This is a genomic window from Streptosporangium sp. NPDC004631, assembly GCF_053601935.1.
On the sequence record NZ_JBSGCR010000046.1, the window covers coordinates 17,771 to 34,751 of the forward strand.

Here is a 16,981-nt window from a genome sequence, read left to right on the forward strand (position 1 = left end):
ATGGGATTACGCGGCGGCAGCGGTCGCAGGAAACAGGGTTCCGAGAAGGAGGCGACACGTACCCGTCTCGGTGCCGTCCGTCGATCACAGCTGATCACCACATACGGAGTCGGTTCGCTGGTGGCCTTCGAGGACCAGTCGTTCATCGTGAGCGGTCTGGATACCTGGAAGGTTCCCGACAAACCGGATCTGTTTGAGTTTCGACTTGAACGGCGACTGGACGTACACGGCTTCCACCTGCCGCCCGCGTCGGATCCTCCGGCGGGGGACGGCGTGCGAATCAGGCGCTTCCCGGACATGTACTCATGTCCTGGTTGCACGCATGGTTCTCCACCTGAGAGGAGTAAATGTGGTCCATGTTGCGAGCAAAATCTTCGGTCTTTCCGGCAGTTCAACTCGCCACGAGGAAAAAGCGAGTGTGCGGCGTGCGGGGGTGATCTCACACCGTCGAGGTTCGTTGTCGCCTGCGAGCACGGTCATCTGGACGACTTTCCGTACTGGGCATGGGTCCACAACAAGACCTCGGCGGCGGAACCCTCCGCCGGCGCCGGGCACCAGCTGAGCCTGCGGACCACCGGCCGGACGGCGTCGCTGAGCTCCATCGTCATCAGTTGCACCTGCGGTAAGCCGCCGGTGTCCATGGAGGGCGCTTTCGGTCGGTGGGCCATGAGAGAGGTTGGGGTCCGCTGCGGAGGCGCACGGCCGTGGTTGGGACGTGATGGTCGTGAGCAGGGATGTAGCCTGACACCCCGAGCGCTTCAGCGTGGTTCCTCAGCCGCGTGGTTCCCGGTGGTGCGATCCGCCCTGTCCATTCCCCCCTTCTCCCAGGAGCTACACAAACAGGTCCGCGAGTACTACGACATGTGGAGCGGTGAGAGCGACGAAACAATCATTCGGCAGGCCGGCAAGAACGGCCTTCTGAGCGGTGGCTATGAGCCGGCAGAGGTAGTGCGAGCCGTACGGGACTACGAGGCCTACACGGCGGGTGAACGCCCCGACCCGTCGGCGATCACGGGTTTTGAGGCGTCCGATGTCTTGAGAGTCGAGGAGTACAAGCAACTCACCCGCCCTTCCCGTACGGCGGACTTCGAAAGCGAACGTCCGGCTCCCGACCCACAGGCCCCCGTTCCCTCCGGAATCGTGGAGACCATGCTCGTTAAACGACTCCGGGAGGTACGGGCGCTGCAGACTTTCACCCGGGTCGACGTGCCGATGGAGGGCGATCAGAAAGAGCGGTACGCCGACCTGAGCCTGGGAGAGGTCAGATGGTTACCCGCGATCGAGGTGATCGGCGAAGGTGTCTTCCTACGCCTGGACGAGGACAGGCTCAAGGCATGGGAGTCCGCTGATCGTCCGGGAGAGCAGGAACGACGGGCAAGGCAGATTCGTGAGCATCACGATCTCGTGCTGAGACGCCGTTCGGGCGATCGTGTGCCGCCCCCGGAATCGAGAGTCACCGCGCGATTCTTGCTGATCCACACTCTGGCCCATGCGCTGATCAACGAATGGAGCCTCGACTCGGGATATCCGGCATCCGCGCTGTGTGAGCGGTTGTACGTGTCGAGCAGTATGGCGGGGGTGCTCATCTACACCGCGACCAGCGATTCGGCGGGCAGTCTTGGTGGACTGGTTGGTCAAGGCGAACCGCGCTCCCTCAAAGGCTCCCTGGAAGGGGCGTTACAGCGCATCTCATGGTGCTCGGCCGATCCGTTGTGCATGGAGTCCGAGGCGAGCGGCGCGGACAGTCTCAACCTGGCCGCCTGCCATGCTTGTGTGCTGATCCCGGAGACGAGCTGTGAAACCAACAACAGCTTTCTGGACCGGGCGATGTTGATCGGCACCCCTGATGGCCGAACGGAGGGATTTTTCCGAATTGAACACTGAGTGCTTCGATGGTCTTCATGAGTGGAAGATCTGAGACCTGGGCGTCCAGTGATGGGGTCCGGGCGAGTATGCGAGCCAACAAGGGCCGTGACACCAAGCCGGAGATCGCTCTTCGTCGTGCCGTGCATGCGCTTGGGTTGCGCTATCGCGTCTCATACCGTCCGCTCAAGGCGGTCCGTCGGACCGCGGACCTCGTGTTCACGAAGGTGAAGATCGCGGTGTTCATGGACGGCTGTTTCTGGCACGGGTGCCCCCAACATCACACCGTGGCGGTGACCAACGCGAGCTTTTGGGCGGAGAAGGTTCGGCGAACACAGGAGCGTGACGCGGAGACCGACCGTCTCCTGAAGGAGGAAGGCTGGCTGGTCATCCGGGTTTGGGAACACCAAGACCCCGTGCAGGCGGCCGCGCTCGTGGCTGATGCGGTGGTCACCCGCCGGAGCTCTCAGCGGCGGTAAGCGATGGCGGTGTGGGAGGCCTCGCCTGTTGAGGCGGCGTCGCGGATCGTGGAGAGGCGGTGGGCGATGACGAATCTGGTGCGGTCGGAGCGCAGGGCGGACATCGCGTGCTGGACCAGGACCTCGGTGCGGATGCCGACCGGGCTGGTGGCCTCGTCTGCAAGGCGCACGTGAGCGCGGCGAACATCGGCGACCGGGACGGGGCCGCTGTGCTGCTGACCGGCCTCGGCGGCTCCTTCCCGCGTCTGTCCCACGGCTGGGTGGACCAGGGCTGTCGGGGGCCGTTCCTGCAATGGGTCAAGCAAACCGCTGGCATTACCTTGCAGGTGGTCGTCCGACACGACGGTGGGATGCGGTCCACTTGGGCGCCTGTCGGGGCGCCGCCCCGGATTGTGCCCCGGTTCGCCGTGGTCCCAAGTCGTTGGCTCGTGGAGCGTACGTTCGCCTGGCTGGGCCGCTACCGCCGCCTGGCCAAGGACTACGAATACCTGCCCGTCACCTCCGAGAGCACCATCTACCTGGCGATGGCCTTCATCTTGCTTCATCACCTCGCCCGAGCACCAATCTGATGCTTTAAGGCTGTCACGCCGGTTGGTATGGCTGTGTCCACCCTTCAACGAAGGGGATATAAGGGAAGGAATCGCTAAGAGGGAAGTATCTGTGACTTTAGTGGCAATAAAGTAATTGCTCCTCGGTGACCGGGGGTGCGTCTATATCATCGGCCAAGCGAATTTCCCGGTTGGTTAAAACGATTGAGGCGCGATGGTCTCTATGAGAGAGCGGGAGCGGAACACCCTGCAAGGTGACTTCGGGGAGGCGTGGCTCGAAGTGGTCGCTGCGGGCAGTGGTCTGCTGCACGGGCGACCCACCACCCTGGACCTGCAGAAGGCGGACGTACAGCTCTTTCTCCGTGGTGTTGAACAGGGTACGCACAACCCCGCTGTTCTCGTTCAGGTCAAAACCACGGTAGATCTTCGCAGGTCGGACGATGGCGATTATCGCTATGACCTGGACATCGAGACCTATGATGTGTTGCGGCGAGCCGATCATTCGATCAGGAGGATACTCGTCGTCATCGGCGTATCAAAGGACGGTGAGAACGTGCGCCTCCACGCCGACGGAACTCTTCTGATCGGACACGGCGCCTGGGTCTCGCTGGAAGGGTTCTCGGCATCCGATAACGCCAAGACCCAGGTTGTTTGTCTTCCAGCCGTCAACACCTTGGATCGCCGGGGACTTCTCCTCATGCTCAGAACCTATGGGGTCCGCAGGTCTACCCCCGTGCCGGATATTGACGCATGGGGGCTGCGGTGAGCGAACTGAACGGAGTCGCCTCCGGGGAGGCGACGACGGTCCCCGACCTGGCCGTCTTCGTCGGTTATCTGCAGGGCACGGGGTGGATCCTTGAGGACGACGACGGCCGGACCACGCTGTGGCGACAGGAACCGTCCGACCTGGAAACGACCATGCGGATCGTTCTTCCGGTGAGACAGGAGGTTCGCGACTACGCCGAGCGTGTGAACGAGGCGCTGAGAACACTCGCCTACGTGGAGCGCCGCCTTCCGCAGGAGGTCTCCGCGGACATGAGCTTCGGCGGTGCGGACAACGTGTCCGTACGGCTGACGCCGAACGCCCCGGCCGGAGAGGCCCCGCTGTTCTTGGCGCATTCCGCGATATCAGCGCTGCGGAACTATGTGGTCGCGTCGGCCACGGCGCTGGATGCCGACTCCCTGGTTCTGCCTCCTCGGCGCCCGCAACGGGCGGAGGCCTACGCCGCGCAAGCTCGTATCTCCACGCAGCCGGGAAGCTTCGTTCTCTCTCTCGCCCTTCCACTGGTGGACGTGTACACCGAGGGGCCGGCCGCTTCGGCGGCCGGCCAGGGGGCGCTGCTTGAGATTCCCCCAAGGCCGTTTGGTCGCAAAGTGACGAGCAGAATGCTGACCGCAGCCCGGCAGGCCCAACGTCTGGCAGTGGAGGTCGGTGAAGGGGACAGGCCTCTGTCGTCTTTTGGGCAACCCGGCCAAGCTTCCCCAAACGCTACCGAGCTGGAAGCGTTGAGTCTTCTGGGCGGCCCGGATCACGACGTGTACCAGATCCGCTTCTCGCAGTCTCCGCTCGCTCCCGGATCTCGCGAACCCACACGCCTGAAGATCACGCCCGGTCAGCAGAGAATTCTGGGCGAGGCCGCGAACTTTTTGCGAACGAAACAGCCGAGAGCCGGGATCACGGTTATCGGCCTGGTTGTTCGTCTGTTCCGAGCGGGAAAGTACGGGAAGGGAGAGGTGGTCATTCAGGGCGTCGATGACGACACAGGTGATGCGAGAAGGTTCCGTGTCGAGCTGGACGAATCTGACTACAACCTCGCGGTGAAAGCACATGCGACCGGCCTTGAGGTCACCGCGACCGGCGACCTCGACATTCGTGGGACGCGTCGCTCGCTACGCCGTCTGACCTCCTTCTCGGTACTGCCCGGAATCGGAGACGATTAGGGGGTACGGCTCACCCGTCGCCGACCGGCCACATGTCCGTCGTCGACTGTGCTCGGTGATGAAGGGGGCGGTCACCCGTGCGGTGACCGCCCTTTCATCACGTCTGTCTGCCGCGCCCGCTCCGTCCAGGTGCCCGTTTGTCAGCCGTACTCCCGGGCGAAGCCCCTATGGAGTGCTGGACTCGTCCAGGACATCACTCATGTCGCGACATTCTCCTTGTCGGCCGGGACCAGGGCGCCGGTGAATTGGGCGGAGTGGAGGCGGTGGTAGGCGCCGTGGGTGGCGAGGAGTTCCTCGTGGGTGCCCTGCTCGACGATGCGGCCCGCGTCCATCACCAGGATGAGGTCCGCGTCGCGGATCGTGGAGAGGCGGTGGGCGATGACGAAGCTGGTGCGGTCGGAGCGCAGGGCGGCCATGGCGTGCTGGACCAGGACCTCGGTGCGGGTGTCGACGGAGCTGGTGGCCTCGTCCAGGATGAGCAGGGACGGGTCGGAGAGGAAGGCGCGGGCGATGGTCAGCAGCTGCTTCTCCCCGGCGCTGACGCTGCCTCCCTCCTCGTCGATCACGGTGTCGTAGCCGTCGGGCAGGGTGCGGACGAACCGGTCGACGAACGTGGCCCGCGCGGCGGCCTGGATCTGCTCCTCGCCGGCGTCGGGGTTGCCGTAGGCGATGTTCTCGCGGATGGTGCCGCCGAACAGCCAGGTGTCCTGGAGCACCATGCCGATGTGGGAGCGCAGGTCCTCGCGGCGCATCGCGGTGATGTCGACGCCGTCGAGGGTGATCCGGCCGGCGTCCAGCTCGTAGAAGCGCATGATGAGGTTGACGAGGGTGGTCTTTCCCGCGCCGGTCGGACCGACGATCGCGACCGTGTGCCCGGGTTCGGCCACCAGTGACAGGTCCTCGATGAGTGGCTGCTCCGGGTTGTAGCGGAAGGACACGCGGTCGAACTCGACGCGGCCCTGCCGGACGGTGGGCGGCACCGGGTCGGCGGGGTCCGGGTCCTGTTCGGTGGCGTCCAGCAGCTCGAAGACCCGCTCGGCCGAGGCCACCCCGGACTGCAGCAGGTTGGCCATCGAGGCGACCTGGGTCAGGGGCTGGGTGAACTGCCGCGAGTACTGGATGAACGCCTGGACGTCGCCCAGGCTCATCGACCCGGTGGCGACCCGGACGCCTCCGACGACGGCGATGGCGACGTAGTTGAGGTTCCCGATGAACATCATCATCGGCATGATGATCCCGGAGACGAACTGGGCGCCGAAGCCGGCCTTGAACAGCTCCTCGTTCCTCTCCCGGAACACCTGCTCGACCTCCGGCCGGCGGCCGAAGACCTTCACCAGCTCGTGGCCGGTGAACGCCTCCTCGATGTGGGCGTTCAGGGTGCCGGTGTGGGCCCACTGCGCGACGAACTGCTTCTGCGAGCGTTTCGCGATCTGCTTGGTGACGATCATCGACAGCGGGATGGTCACCAGGGCGATCAGCGCGAGCAGCGGCGATATCACGAACATCATCGCCAGCACGCCGACCACGGTCAGCAACGAGGTCAGCAGCTGGCTCATCGTCTGCTGCAGCGTCTGGGAGACGTTGTCGATGTCGTTGGTGACCCGGCTGAGCAGCTCGCCGCGCGGCTGGCCGTCGAAGAACCGCAGGGGAAGCCGGTTCAGCTTGTCCTCGACGTCCGCCCGCAGCCGGAACACGGTGCGCTGCACCACGTCGTTGAGCAGGTAGCCCTGCATCCAGCCGAAGACCGACGCCGCGACGTAGAGCGCCAGCGCCCACGTCAGGACCGTGCCCAGCGCGGCGAAGTCGATCCCGTGACCGGGCACGACGTCCATCTGGGTGAGCAGGTTGGCGAAGTTGTCGTTGCCCGAGGCGCGGGCGGCCTGGATCGCCTGCTCCCTGGTCGTGCCCGGGGGCAGCTGCCTGCCGATCACGCCCGTGAAGATCAGGTCCGTCGCCCAGCCGAGGATCTTCGGCCCCACGACGCCGAACACCACGCTCGTCACGGCGAGGGCGATCACGGCCAGGATTCTCGGGCGTTCGGGACTCAGCCGCCGCATCAGCCGCCGGGTGGACGGCCCGAAGTTCATCGACTTCTCCGCGGGCATCCCGGCTCCCGCGAAGGGGCCTCGCCCGAAGCCGCCGCCCCCCACCGGTGGTCGCGGTTGCGTGGTCGTCATGGGCCGGTCGCTCATGCTGCGCTCTCCGCGGCTAGTTGGGACTCGACGATCTCGATGTAGGTGGGGCAGGAGTTCAGCAGCTCGTCGTGGGTTCCCAGGCCGACGATCGCGCCGTCGTCGAGAACGATGATCTGATCGGCGTCGGCGATGGTGGAGACCCGCTGACCGACGATGACGACGGCGGCTTGGGCGGTGTAGGGGCGCAGGGCGGCGCGTAGCCGGGCGTCGGTGGCCAGGTCGAGGGCCGAGAACGAGTCGTCGAACAGGTAGATCTCGGGCTTGCTGACCAGCGCCCTGGCGATGGAGAGCCGCTGCCGCTGTCCGCCGGACACGTTCGTGCCACCTTGCGTGATGGGCGCTTCGAGGCCGTCGGGCATCGCCTCGACGAAGTCGCGGGCCTGGGCGACCTCCAGCGCCTCCCACAGCTCCTCGTCGGTGGCCTCCGGGTTGCCGTACCGCAGGTTGCTCGCGACGGTGCCGGTGAACAGGTACGGCTTCTGCGGCACCAGGCCGATGCGCGTCCAGAGCATCTGGGGGTCGAGGTCGCGGACGTCGACCCCGTCGACCGACACCGTGCCCGAGGTGGCGTCGAACAGCCTGGGCACCAGGGAGACCAGCGTCGTCTTGCCCGCCCCGGTGCTGCCGATGACGGCGGTGGTCTGTCCCGCGACGGCGCGGAACGAGACGCCGGAGAGTACCGGTGCCGCCGCGCCCGGGTAGCGGAACTCGACGTCGCGCATCTCCAGCTCGGCACGGCCGTGCACCTGCCGTACGGGGTACTCGGGCGGGCTCACCGACGACTCGGTGTCCAGCACCTCGCTGATCCGCTCGGCGCAGACCGCGGCGCGCGGGATCATCATCGAGATGAAGGTCGCCATCATCATCGCCATGAGGATCTGCATCAGATACATGAGAAACGCGGTGAGGGCGCCGACCTGCATCTCGCCGTTGTCCACCCGGTCGGCGCCGAACCAGAGTACGGCGACGCTGGAGGCGTTGAGGATCAGCATCACGGTGGGGAAGATGAGCGCGGTCAGCCGCCCGACGCGCAGCGCGGTCCCGGTCAGCGCGTCGTTCGCCTCCGCGAACCGGCGGGTCTCCTCGCGTTCCCGGATGAAGGCGCGTACGACGCGGATGCCGGAGAGCTGCTCGCGCAGCACCTGGTTGACCACGTCGATCCGGGTCTGCATCGCGCGAAACTGCGGAACCATGCGGGAGACGATCAGGCCGATCGACACCAGCAGCGCCGGGACGCAGACCAGCATGAGCCAGGACAGGCCGACATCCTGGCGCAGCGCCATGATGACGCCGCCGACGCACATGATCGGGGCGGCGACCAGCATCGTGCAGGTCATCACCACCAGCATCTGGACCTGCTGCACGTCGTTGGTGCTGCGGGTGATCAGCGAGGGTGCTCCGAACTGGGCGACCTCCCGGGCGGAGAACCCGCCCACCTGGTGGAAGACCGCGGCCCTGACGTCCCGGCCGAACCCCATCGCCGCATGGGCGCCGTAGTAGACCGCCGCGACCGAGCAGGCGATCTGCAGGAGGGAGACGGCCAGCATCCAGCCCCCGGCGGACAGGATGTAGCCGGTGTCGCCGACGGCGACGCCCCGGTCGATGATGTCCGCGTTCAGACTGGGCAGGTACAGCGAGGCCATGGTGCCGATCAGTTGCAGCACCACCACGGCGGTCAGCGCCGAGGAGTAGGGCCGTAGGTAGGTGCGGAGCAGTCGGCTCAGCATGGGTGTCCTCCGTCTGAGGCCGTGGCCGTGGTCACGGTCGAGGTCGAGGCTGACGCCGGGGCCGGGGCCGGGGCCGGGTCGGGGGCGGGGGGTGACGCCTGGGCCGATGGTGGGGCGTCCGGGTGGGGCGCGCTGTGTTCCGGGCGCAGCCGGATGCCGTCCAGCAGCGTGGAGACGATCTCCGCGGGCGAGAGCGGGTCGTTCTCGACCAGCCTGGGGTGGCTGCCCGCGATGGTCAGCAGATGCAGCCGGCGGGCGGTCTCGTGGGGCTCGCACCGCAGCAGGTGGCGGTCGGGCTCGATCAGGTGGATGAGCGCCTGCCGGATTATGGCGACACGGTCGTTTCCGGGAGGGTGGTTCTGGGCGGCCTCGGCGGCTCCCGCCATGCCCAGCGCGTCGATGAGCCGGAAGACCCGTGCGGTGTGCCGGTGCAGGATCTCGACCGCCGCGACGAGCCGGGTCGTCAGGGGAGCCGTACGGTCTACGGCTGTCAGCTCGCCCACGAGTGAGGACGGGTCGAAGGCGCTGGCGACGGCCGCCTTCACCAGTTCGTCCTTGGTGGCGAAGACCCGGAAGATCGTTCCTTCCGCCACACCGGCCGCCTGTGCGATCTGCCGGGTGTTCACGTCGGGGCCGTGGGCGAGCACCAGCGACAGGGTGGACGCGATGAGTGCGGCACGCCGTTCGTCCGGGGGGAGGGGGGCGGCGCGCTGGGGGGACGTGATCACGCGGATCACCTTATATGAGTGAGTGACTCACTCACTCGGAAAATCAGATAAATCGTCCTTACTCGCAGAGGTTTGCAGGGATCTGCCGGCAGGTGGAGGTCTGTGACCTGGCCGGTCCGGCGGGTGGGCCGCCATGGATACCCGGTGCCGGGACGGTGCGCTCCGGCCACCCGCCCGCCGCCCCACGCCGGGACGGCGGACGTGTCCACTGCCCCACGCCGGGGCGGCAGGCGTCTACGAGCGGGAACGCCACCTGGCCAGGAGGTCTGCCTCCTGCGCCGGGGTGATCGTGCCCTCCACCGAGAAGGACGCCTCGGACGCGCGGATCTCGCGTACCGACCGGCTCAGCGGGCGCGGGGTGAGCCCCGCGGCCCGGGCGGCCGCCGGGTTCGCGGTGTTGGCCGCCGCCCACGCGTCGCCCTCCGACCAGAGCGGCAGCGACCGGCCGTTCTCGCCCTCGGCGAGCAGGAAGTCCTGGCCGACCCAGGTCAGCGTGGTTCCGGGCGGCCCGACCTCGGCCACGATCGCCTCAAGCATGTCGCCGAAGGAGAACGGCGGGGCGGGGCTGACCGCGTGGAAGACGCCCGCTCCCGCCCTCGCGCCCGCTCGTGCGTCCGCTCCCGTCCCGCCGGCCGGGGACGCCTGCCGTACCGCATGCGCTTTCTCGGTCATCGAGACGATCCAGGCGGCCATGTCGCGTCCGTCGATCACCTGGATCGGGTCCGAGGGGTCGCCGGGGGCCAGGACGTCGCCGCCTCGGGCGATCCGGTTCACCCAGTAGGTGAAGCGGCCGGTGTAGTCGTACGGGCCGATCACGTAGGTCGGCCGTACCACCAGCGTCCCCGGCCCGAACCTCTCCACGGCGGTCCGCTCGCAGAGCGCCTTCAGCGCGCCGTACGTCTCGGCGGTCACCTCCCGGGGAACCGGGCCGTCGATCTCGGCCGTCGGCGAGTCCTCGGTGAAGTTCGGCGCCTTCGGGGGAAGGTAGACCGCGGTGCTGGAGACGAAGACGTACTGCCCGGTGGAGAGCACCTCGGCGAGGGAGTCGATCTGCGATGGGATGTAGGCGCTGACGTCGATCGTCGCGTCCCACTCCCGGCCGCGCAGGATCGACAGGTCCGCGTCGCGGTCGGCCCGCAGGTGCTCCGCCTCGGGAAACAGTTCCGGGCCCGTCCGCCCGCGGTGCAGCAGCGCGCCCTTGTGCCCGGCCGCGATCGCCGCCTCGGTGATGTGCCGGCCGACGAACCGGGTCCCGCCGACGATCAGAATCCGCATGCCGGTAATTCTGTCCCATCCGGCCCACCCAGGTCTCATATAGATCTTGTTCGGGTTTGACACGGATTCCAGATGAATTCCGCGTGATTTCCCCATATTCCTGTACGGCATACCGGTATTCACGTCGATCGCGGAGGCGGTCAAGGTCCGGCTCGCGATGAATCGGGTGAACTTCATGGGCTATATGAGCCGTGATGGGGGAAAAGGGGAGTTGTGGTGAGGTGCGATGAGGTGAGGTAGGCCGCCGGGAGACGGGAGAGTGTCGGCGGGGGCCGTTTCCGTACCGTGGTTGCGCCCATCCGCTTCGCTTCGAAACTTGGCAAGGGGTACGTTGGTTGTCGTCCAGCACCTACCTCAGGATGGTCGTCATGGCAATCCGGTCAGAGGGAAAATCGTTCAGACCGTCCCCGGCCGCCAGGCCTGCCCTCCTCATGTCCGGTGTTCACCAGTCGTCTCCCGCCATCCTCCGGATCGTCCCGCTCCAGGCGTCCCGAGGTCTCCGGGTGAGCGGTGAGATCGACCGCACCACCAGGAGGCCCTGGGAGGAGGCGCTGAACGGGCTGGTCGTCGCCGGCCGGGACATGCACCTCGAACTCTCCGATCTCACGTTCATCGACGTCCGGGGGACATACCTGCTGGCGGAGGCCGCGCACAGCCTTCCCGCGGGCAAAAAGGTGGTCCTGCACCACCCGCCCTACTGCCTGAGGTCCGTACTCACCTTGATCGGATCCCTCCCCTCCCCGATCGAAGTGGAGACATGATGGACATCGCGGCTGTTCCACCGGATCCGTTCGTCCATCCCGCGCTGTTCTACCGAGGGACCCGGGAGTATCTCCAGGGCGTGCTGCCGTTCGTCCGCGGTGGCCTGGAGGCGGACGAGCCGGTCGCGGTGGCCGTACCGGAGCGGAACCTGCGGCTGCTGCGGACCGAGCTCGGTGAGGCGGCCTCCCAGGTGCACTTCGTCGACATGACGGAGGCCGGTCGTAATCCGGGACGCATCATCCCCGGCGTCCTGCGCGCCTTCGCCGACCCGCACTCCGACCGCAGAGTGCGGATCGTCGGCGAGCCGATCTGGGCGGGGCGGTCGGCGACCGAGTATCCGGCGTGTGTCCAGCACGAGGCGCTGATCAACCTGGCCTTCCCGGGCCGCGCCGTCACCATCCTGTGCCCGTACGACGTCGACGGGCTGGATCCCCTGGTCGTCAAGGACGCGGAGATGACCCATCCCATCCTGATAGACGACGGCGGCCTGCGCCTCAGTGACGACTACGCGCCCGAACGCGTCATCCACGACTACAACCGGCCGCTTCCCGACCCGTCCGCCGCCGTCATACTCGCCTTCGACGCGGGTCTCCTGGCGCAGGTGCGCGAGATCGCCGCCGTGTACGCCTCCGGTGCCGGGATCTCCGGAGAGCGCCTGGAGGATCTGCGGCTGATCGCCAGCGAGCTGGCCGCGAACAGCCTGGACTACGGCGGCGGCTCCGGGGTGCTCCGGGTCTGGGCCGAGGACGGTCAGGTGGTCATGGACATCAGCGACTCCGGTCACATCACCGACCCGCTCGCCGGACGCCGGCCGGTCGACCCCCGTCAGCGGGGCTCCCGGGGCCTGCTCGTCACCAACCTGCTCAGCGACCTCGTCCGCGTGCACACGGGCGAGGGCGGCACCACCGTCCGCGTGTACTTCACGATCTGAGTCTCCCCGGCTCCGGTGTCCTCCCGGGCCGCCGGACAGGGGTGTGCCGCGGAGCGACGGCTCACCGGCCGCGGATGCCGGTGATCAACCGGATCAGCTCGGCGCGCAGGGCCTCCGGATCCTCCACCCGATCGGTGACGATGCGCTCCGCCGGGTCTCCCGTCACGACCGCGGCGTACGTCCGCCCTCCCAGCTCGGTACGGGTCACCATCATGCGGCGCCGGTCCGCCGGGTCGCGCTCGCGGATGATGTGGCCGTCGCGTTCCAGCCGGTCGAGCACCGGGCGGATGGTCTGCTCCTCCACGTAGGTGCGGGCCGCGAGCTCCCGCTGGGTCCGGGGGCCCTCGCCGAGGACGTGCAGGGCGAGAAAACCCGCGTGGGTGAGGCCGCGGGCGGCGAGCAGGGCGTTCCACTCGCGCTCGACCAGGCGTGCGGCGACCAGGAGCAGGCGGCCGGTTGCCCAGGACGCGTGATCGTCCATGAATCTCCGTTTTTCGACCCTCGAACGAAACCCTCGGTACCACGTTATCCGAATGATGCTAAGGGTGCTTAGTGTTGTGGCCGGAGTAACCGGCGTCACCGGTGTGAGGAGACCAGATGGGCGTCACGACATCGCCGGAGGCGGCGGTTGTGAACGGCCGGGCACGGTGGGCGGGACTCGCCTTCATCGCGCTGGCCGTGGCGATGATCATTTCCAGCACGACGGTCACCAACGTCGCCGTCCCGCAGATCATCGGCGATCTCGCGCTGAGCTCGACGGGCGCGCAGTGGATCCAGGAGTCCTACGCGCTGGTGTTCGCCGCGCTCCTGCTCACCTTCGGCCGCCTGGCCGACCGTCTGGGCCGGCGCCGCCTGCTGCTGACCGGGGTCACGCTGTTCGCGGCGATGTCCCTGCTGGCCGCGGCGTCCGTCAGCGGGCCGATGCTCATCGGGGCCCGGATCCTGCAGGGCATCGGCGGAGCCATGATCTTTCCCACGACGCTGTCGCTGCTGAACGCGGGGTTCCGGGGCAAGGACCGGGGGACCGCGTTCGCCGTCTGGGGCGCCACGATCGGCGGAATGGCCGCGCTGGGGCCGCTGGTCGGCGGCTGGCTCACCACCGACCTGTCCTGGCGTTGGGCCTTCGGGATCAACATTCCCGTCGCCGCCGCCGTACTGGTCGGCGTCCTGGTGTTCGTGCCGGAGTCACGAGAGCTCGACACCCGGCGCGGTGCCGACGCGGTTGGCGCGGTGCTGTCCACCCTCGGATTCGGCTTCCTGGTGTTCGGGCTGGTCGAGGGGAGGGTCTACGGCTGGTGGACGGCTGTTGAGACCTTCGCCGTCGGCGGCTGGAACTGGCCGCTCACGATCTCGCCGGTGCCCGTCGCCTTCACCGTCTCCGCTCTCGCCCTGGCCGCCTTCGTACTGGTGGAGCGGGCCCGCAACCGGCGCGGCGAGGTCGCGCTGCTGGATCTGTCGCTGTTCTCCATCCCCTCCTTCCGTAACGGCAACATCGCCGCGCTGATCGTCAGCCTCGGCGAGTTCGGCGTGCTGTTCGCGCTGCCCCTGTGGATGCAGTTCGTGCTGGGCTACTCGCCGCTGCAGACGGGGGTCGCCCTGCTCCCGCTCGCGGTGGGCTCCTTCGCGGCCAGCGGCTTCGCCTCCCCGCTGTCGCGGTCCCGGGGCCCGGCCTCCGTGGTCAGACTCGGCCTGCTGCTGGAGATCGTCGGGATCGCCGGGCTCGGCCTCACGGTCTCCGCCGACACCCCGTGGGCGCTGCCGGTGCCGTTCCTGTTCTGCTACGGAATGGGCATCGGGCTGGCCACCGCCCAGCTCACCGGGGTGGTCCTGTCCGAGGTGCCGGTCGAGCGCAGCGGCCAGGGCTCCGGCACGCAGAGCACGGTCCGGCAGATCGGCTCCGCGCTCGGCATCGCCGTACTCGGCACGCTGCTCTTCTCCGGGCTGAGCGTGGACCTCGATCATCGGCTGAGTGAGGTGAAGGGGGTGGACCCGGCGCGACGCGAGCAGATCGTCTCCGCCGTGCAGCGCAGCGCGGGCGGGGCCATCGCCGGACTGTCCCGCCGGCCGGAGATCGCCGGGGCGGCCAAGGAGTCCTTCGCCGTCGGCACCCGTTACGCGGCGTTCGGCGCGGCGGGCTTTCTCGCCGTCGGCCTGCTGGCCAGCCTGTCACTGGGCGGCCGTCCCCCGGAGGAGTGATCGGGTGCCGGACTCGCTGGCGAGCGGAATGAAATCCCATTTATCATGATATTCCGTGATAAATCATATGTGCCGGTTCCGGTTTATCTGCCCGGACGGAAGGTTATTTTGGGACTTGTCCCGGCTTGGTGGCCGTTTTACCATGAGGTGCTCATGAAAGCCGGGGCGACGTATTCACCTTGAACGGAAGGGTCATGCCGTGAAAAGGGACGAAAAAGCCATTTTGTACGGTGGCAGTAACAATGTCATCGATTCCACGTGCCCGCGCTGCCAAGGTTCGCTCGACAAGCACGGGATCAATGTCATCAGGTCCGGCGAAAAAAGCAGGAAACTACTTTTCGATAATTTTCTGCCAACGCTCAACAACTACAACAAGGAGACGCTGCTCGACGACAACCTGCGTGAGGCGTACCTTCGTCTCGCCTCCGGCCCCGGCGGCGGAGTCATCGCGACCAGCATGATGGGCGTGGCCGTCGCGACGATAGGAACGCAGGAAAAGCAGTACGCGACGCTCTCCGGGCCCGGGGCCAGAGTCGTCCTTCCCTTCATCAAACGCGGACAGCTCCCCACCGGGCTCGTCATCGTCGGCGTCGTGAACGCGCTTGAGGACCCGGACGCCATGGTCGACGTCAGGGGAAAGACGTTCGTGCCGACCAGCACCGCCCAGGGCAACAACATGGACTACCCGATCGGGTCGTGCGCGGCGCAGAAGATCCTCAACCAGATTTTCCGCGACGCCCGTGACGCCGGGAAGAAGGTCGAGGCCATCGACCTCAGCGAGCTGTTCTGGCGTGACTACGCCGCGGAGAAGTACAGCCGCGCCTGGTCGACCGGATCGATCGTTCCGTCGTGCGACACCTGCAAGCAGGTGCTGCCGCAGATGCTGTGCGACAGGGTCGACGACTGACGTCCATAGGAGCACCCCGTACGGCCCCGCCCCGCCGGTCCGCGATCGCGGACCGGCGGACCCCGACGGAGATCGGTGAGGCCGTTCGCGGCGCGGATCGGCGCAGAGCGGTGCGGGGCAGGGGCGGGGGTCGGGGCGCCCGTCAGCCGCCCCGCCGCTCCTGGAGCCACACGTCCGTCTGGCGGGCCTTGCCCGTCCCGACCGGCGTCCGGGGCCTGGCCCGAGTCTCGGTGACGGTGAAGTCGGCGACCACATGCCGGTTGTGCAGGAGAAACCCGACCACGCTGGCGACGGCCTGCACTCCGTCACGGGCACGCGCCTGCCCGGTCAGGAGATAGACCAGCGGGGCGGACGGCTGGTCGAGCGCGAAGCGGCGGCCGTGGTGGTGAACGTCCTGGAGGGTCCTGATGGGGATCGGCCGGTCGCTGGTGAACCACGCGACGACCTCCCAGAACGGCAGCGCCGGGTCGGGTCCGACCGATTCCTGATAGGCCGGATGAGGATCGACCGATTCCTGGTAGCACGCCACGCAACCCCGGCGGGCGTCCTGCCCGTGGGGGCATGCCCAGGAGGCGGCATCGTGCGGCATGCTGCGGTGAGCCATGAACCGACCGTACCCTCAGTGCCCCGCAGGTTACTCATGCCAGGGGTCGCGCCACGCCCCCGATGCCGGTGAATCCGGGCGCCCGCGCGTGTCACCGACGCGCGGGGCCAATCCGAGCCGGGTCTCCAGGGGAAGGTCCCGGCCTGCTGACCGAGCGCGCTGAGAACACCGAGGACGCTTCCGCGCAGCCGCCGCGCCACCGCGATCCGTTCCTCCGCCTGCTCCAGCTGCCGCCGCAGCACCTCGCGGGGATCCGGCGGGGCCCCAGCACTCGACGACGGCGCCGTGCCATGTTCATGACGCGCTCGGGTAAAGACCCTTCACCGGCGGGCTTCGACCACGTTGCCTCGGGGAGAACTCGTCACATGACCTATGAAGGCCGGCCCACCGCGGATGACCTGCTGCGGCACGCCCGGCAGTACCACGAGCTAGCCACCCTGCTGAAGTACGACAAGGACTTCGAGGACACGTTCAGCGCCGCCGTCGAGGCGGGCGACGAGGTGGGGCTCGGGAGCCTGCTCGCGCCACTGGGGATACAGCGTTTCTCGGTCATCGAGAAGGACGCTCGCGACCTCGGCAATCCGTGCGAGCATTGCTGGGTCTGGCACGGCAAGTGGGTCTGCGTCCCCATCTGCATGTGACGCCCGGCACGTGATCACGGCCATGGCGGACTCGCGGGCCATACGCTTAGCCGAGCATGCAGGCCGGCAATCCTCTGAAACCGTGGAGACTGGGGGCTCGCCCCGAAGTGTGGACACCGGTCGTCATGCGGCGAGCAGCACCCTATCTGTGGTTCGCTGCTCGTAATCGATCGGGCTGAGGTAG

The 16,981-nt window shown here is 67.5% G+C and carries 17 protein-coding genes; 10 read left to right on the forward strand and 7 right to left on the reverse strand.

What is annotated here, in order from left to right; genetic code table 11:
• Together drmB and ACWEF2_RS29675 are read left to right on the forward strand one after the other, a co-directional pair.
• Positions 1 to 1,884 carry a DrmB family protein gene (gene drmB / locus ACWEF2_RS29670; protein ID WP_453819633.1) on the forward strand — a complete coding sequence of 628 codons (1,884 nt, stop codon included), beginning with the start codon at positions 1 to 3 and terminating at the stop codon, positions 1,882 to 1,884.
• Between the two features lie 17 nt (positions 1,885 to 1,901).
• Entirely contained in the window at positions 1,902 to 2,342 is a 441-nt protein-coding gene (locus ACWEF2_RS29675; RefSeq protein WP_453819634.1) for a very short patch repair endonuclease, read from the forward strand.
• Here ACWEF2_RS29675 and ACWEF2_RS29680 read toward each other — a convergent pair.
• On the reverse strand, positions 2,330 to 2,647 hold the full coding sequence (locus ACWEF2_RS29680; protein ID WP_453819636.1) for a hypothetical protein: 318 nt from the start codon (positions 2,645 to 2,647) through the stop codon (positions 2,330 to 2,332). The genes ACWEF2_RS29675 and ACWEF2_RS29680 overlap by 13 nt on opposite strands.
• On the opposite strand from ACWEF2_RS29680, the gene ACWEF2_RS29685 reads away from it, so the two are divergent.
• The 3 genes from ACWEF2_RS29685 (at position 2,528) to ACWEF2_RS29695 (ending at position 4,831) form a co-directional block, all read left to right on the forward strand.
• Positions 2,528 to 2,911, forward strand: coding sequence for a transposase (locus tag ACWEF2_RS29685; RefSeq protein WP_453819635.1), 384 nt, complete (start codon positions 2,528 to 2,530; stop codon positions 2,909 to 2,911). The two genes, ACWEF2_RS29680 and ACWEF2_RS29685, sit on opposite strands and share 120 nt — an antisense overlap.
• 202 nt (positions 2,912 to 3,113) lie before the next feature.
• A complete protein-coding gene (locus tag ACWEF2_RS29690; protein ID WP_453819620.1) occupies positions 3,114 to 3,656 on the forward strand; it encodes a DUF4365 domain-containing protein in 543 nt (180 codons plus the stop codon).
• The gene (locus tag ACWEF2_RS29695) at positions 3,653 to 4,831 is read left to right on the forward strand and encodes a hypothetical protein (protein WP_453819621.1); all 1,179 of its coding nucleotides are present in this window, start codon (positions 3,653 to 3,655) and stop codon (positions 4,829 to 4,831) included. The genes ACWEF2_RS29690 and ACWEF2_RS29695 overlap by 4 nt, the downstream gene beginning before the upstream one ends.
• Positions 4,832 to 5,028: 197 nt before the next feature.
• Here the strand turns inward: ACWEF2_RS29695 and ACWEF2_RS29700 are convergent, their stop codons facing one another.
• From ACWEF2_RS29700 to ACWEF2_RS29715, 4 genes are all read right to left on the reverse strand, one after another.
• Complete coding sequence (locus tag ACWEF2_RS29700) at positions 5,029 to 7,023, reverse strand: ABC transporter ATP-binding protein (RefSeq protein ID WP_453819622.1); 1,995 nt, start codon at positions 7,021 to 7,023, stop codon at positions 5,029 to 5,031.
• Positions 7,020 to 8,753, reverse strand: coding sequence for an ABC transporter ATP-binding protein (locus ACWEF2_RS29705; RefSeq protein ID WP_453819623.1), 1,734 nt, complete (start codon positions 8,751 to 8,753; stop codon positions 7,020 to 7,022). Before ACWEF2_RS29705 ends, ACWEF2_RS29700 begins: the two co-directional genes overlap by 4 nt.
• Positions 8,747 to 9,481, reverse strand: coding sequence for a TetR/AcrR family transcriptional regulator (locus ACWEF2_RS29710; protein WP_453819624.1), 735 nt, complete (start codon positions 9,479 to 9,481; stop codon positions 8,747 to 8,749). Before ACWEF2_RS29710 ends, ACWEF2_RS29705 begins: the two co-directional genes overlap by 7 nt.
• Positions 9,482 to 9,715: 234 nt before the next feature.
• A complete protein-coding gene (locus ACWEF2_RS29715) occupies positions 9,716 to 10,756 on the reverse strand; it encodes an NAD-dependent epimerase/dehydratase family protein (protein WP_453819625.1) in 1,041 nt (346 codons plus the stop codon).
• Between the two features lie 503 nt (positions 10,757 to 11,259).
• On the opposite strand from ACWEF2_RS29715, the gene ACWEF2_RS29720 reads away from it, so the two are divergent.
• Both ACWEF2_RS29720 and ACWEF2_RS29725 read left to right on the forward strand, forming a co-directional pair.
• Positions 11,260 to 11,517, forward strand: a complete 258-nt coding sequence (locus tag ACWEF2_RS29720) for an STAS domain-containing protein (RefSeq protein WP_453819626.1) — start codon at positions 11,260 to 11,262, stop codon at positions 11,515 to 11,517.
• Positions 11,514 to 12,449: an anti-sigma factor RsbA family regulatory protein gene (locus ACWEF2_RS29725; protein WP_453819627.1), complete on the forward strand. Its 936-nt coding sequence runs from the start codon at positions 11,514 to 11,516 to the stop codon at positions 12,447 to 12,449. Before ACWEF2_RS29720 ends, ACWEF2_RS29725 begins: the two co-directional genes overlap by 4 nt.
• Positions 12,450 to 12,510: 61 nt before the next feature.
• Here the strand turns inward: ACWEF2_RS29725 and ACWEF2_RS29730 are convergent, their stop codons facing one another.
• On the reverse strand, positions 12,511 to 12,930 hold the full coding sequence (locus ACWEF2_RS29730) for a MarR family winged helix-turn-helix transcriptional regulator (RefSeq protein WP_453819628.1): 420 nt from the start codon (positions 12,928 to 12,930) through the stop codon (positions 12,511 to 12,513).
• 116 nt (positions 12,931 to 13,046) lie between these two features.
• On the opposite strand from ACWEF2_RS29730, the gene ACWEF2_RS29735 reads away from it, so the two are divergent.
• Both ACWEF2_RS29735 and ACWEF2_RS29740 read left to right on the forward strand, forming a co-directional pair.
• Positions 13,047 to 14,645, forward strand: a complete 1,599-nt coding sequence (locus tag ACWEF2_RS29735) for a DHA2 family efflux MFS transporter permease subunit (protein WP_453819629.1) — start codon at positions 13,047 to 13,049, stop codon at positions 14,643 to 14,645.
• 199 nt (positions 14,646 to 14,844) lie between these two features.
• Positions 14,845 to 15,552: a hypothetical protein gene (locus ACWEF2_RS29740; RefSeq protein WP_453819630.1), complete on the forward strand. Its 708-nt coding sequence runs from the start codon at positions 14,845 to 14,847 to the stop codon at positions 15,550 to 15,552.
• Positions 15,553 to 15,694: 142 nt separating this feature from the next.
• Here ACWEF2_RS29740 and ACWEF2_RS29745 read toward each other — a convergent pair whose 3' ends face one another.
• Complete coding sequence (locus tag ACWEF2_RS29745) at positions 15,695 to 16,156, reverse strand: hypothetical protein (protein WP_453819631.1); 462 nt, start codon at positions 16,154 to 16,156, stop codon at positions 15,695 to 15,697.
• A 365-nt stretch (positions 16,157 to 16,521) separates the two neighbouring features.
• Here ACWEF2_RS29745 and ACWEF2_RS29750 point away from each other — a divergent pair, with 365 nt between their 5' ends.
• Complete coding sequence (locus ACWEF2_RS29750) at positions 16,522 to 16,797, forward strand: hypothetical protein (protein ID WP_453819632.1); 276 nt, start codon at positions 16,522 to 16,524, stop codon at positions 16,795 to 16,797.
• Positions 16,798 to 16,981: the final 184 nt, after the last annotated feature.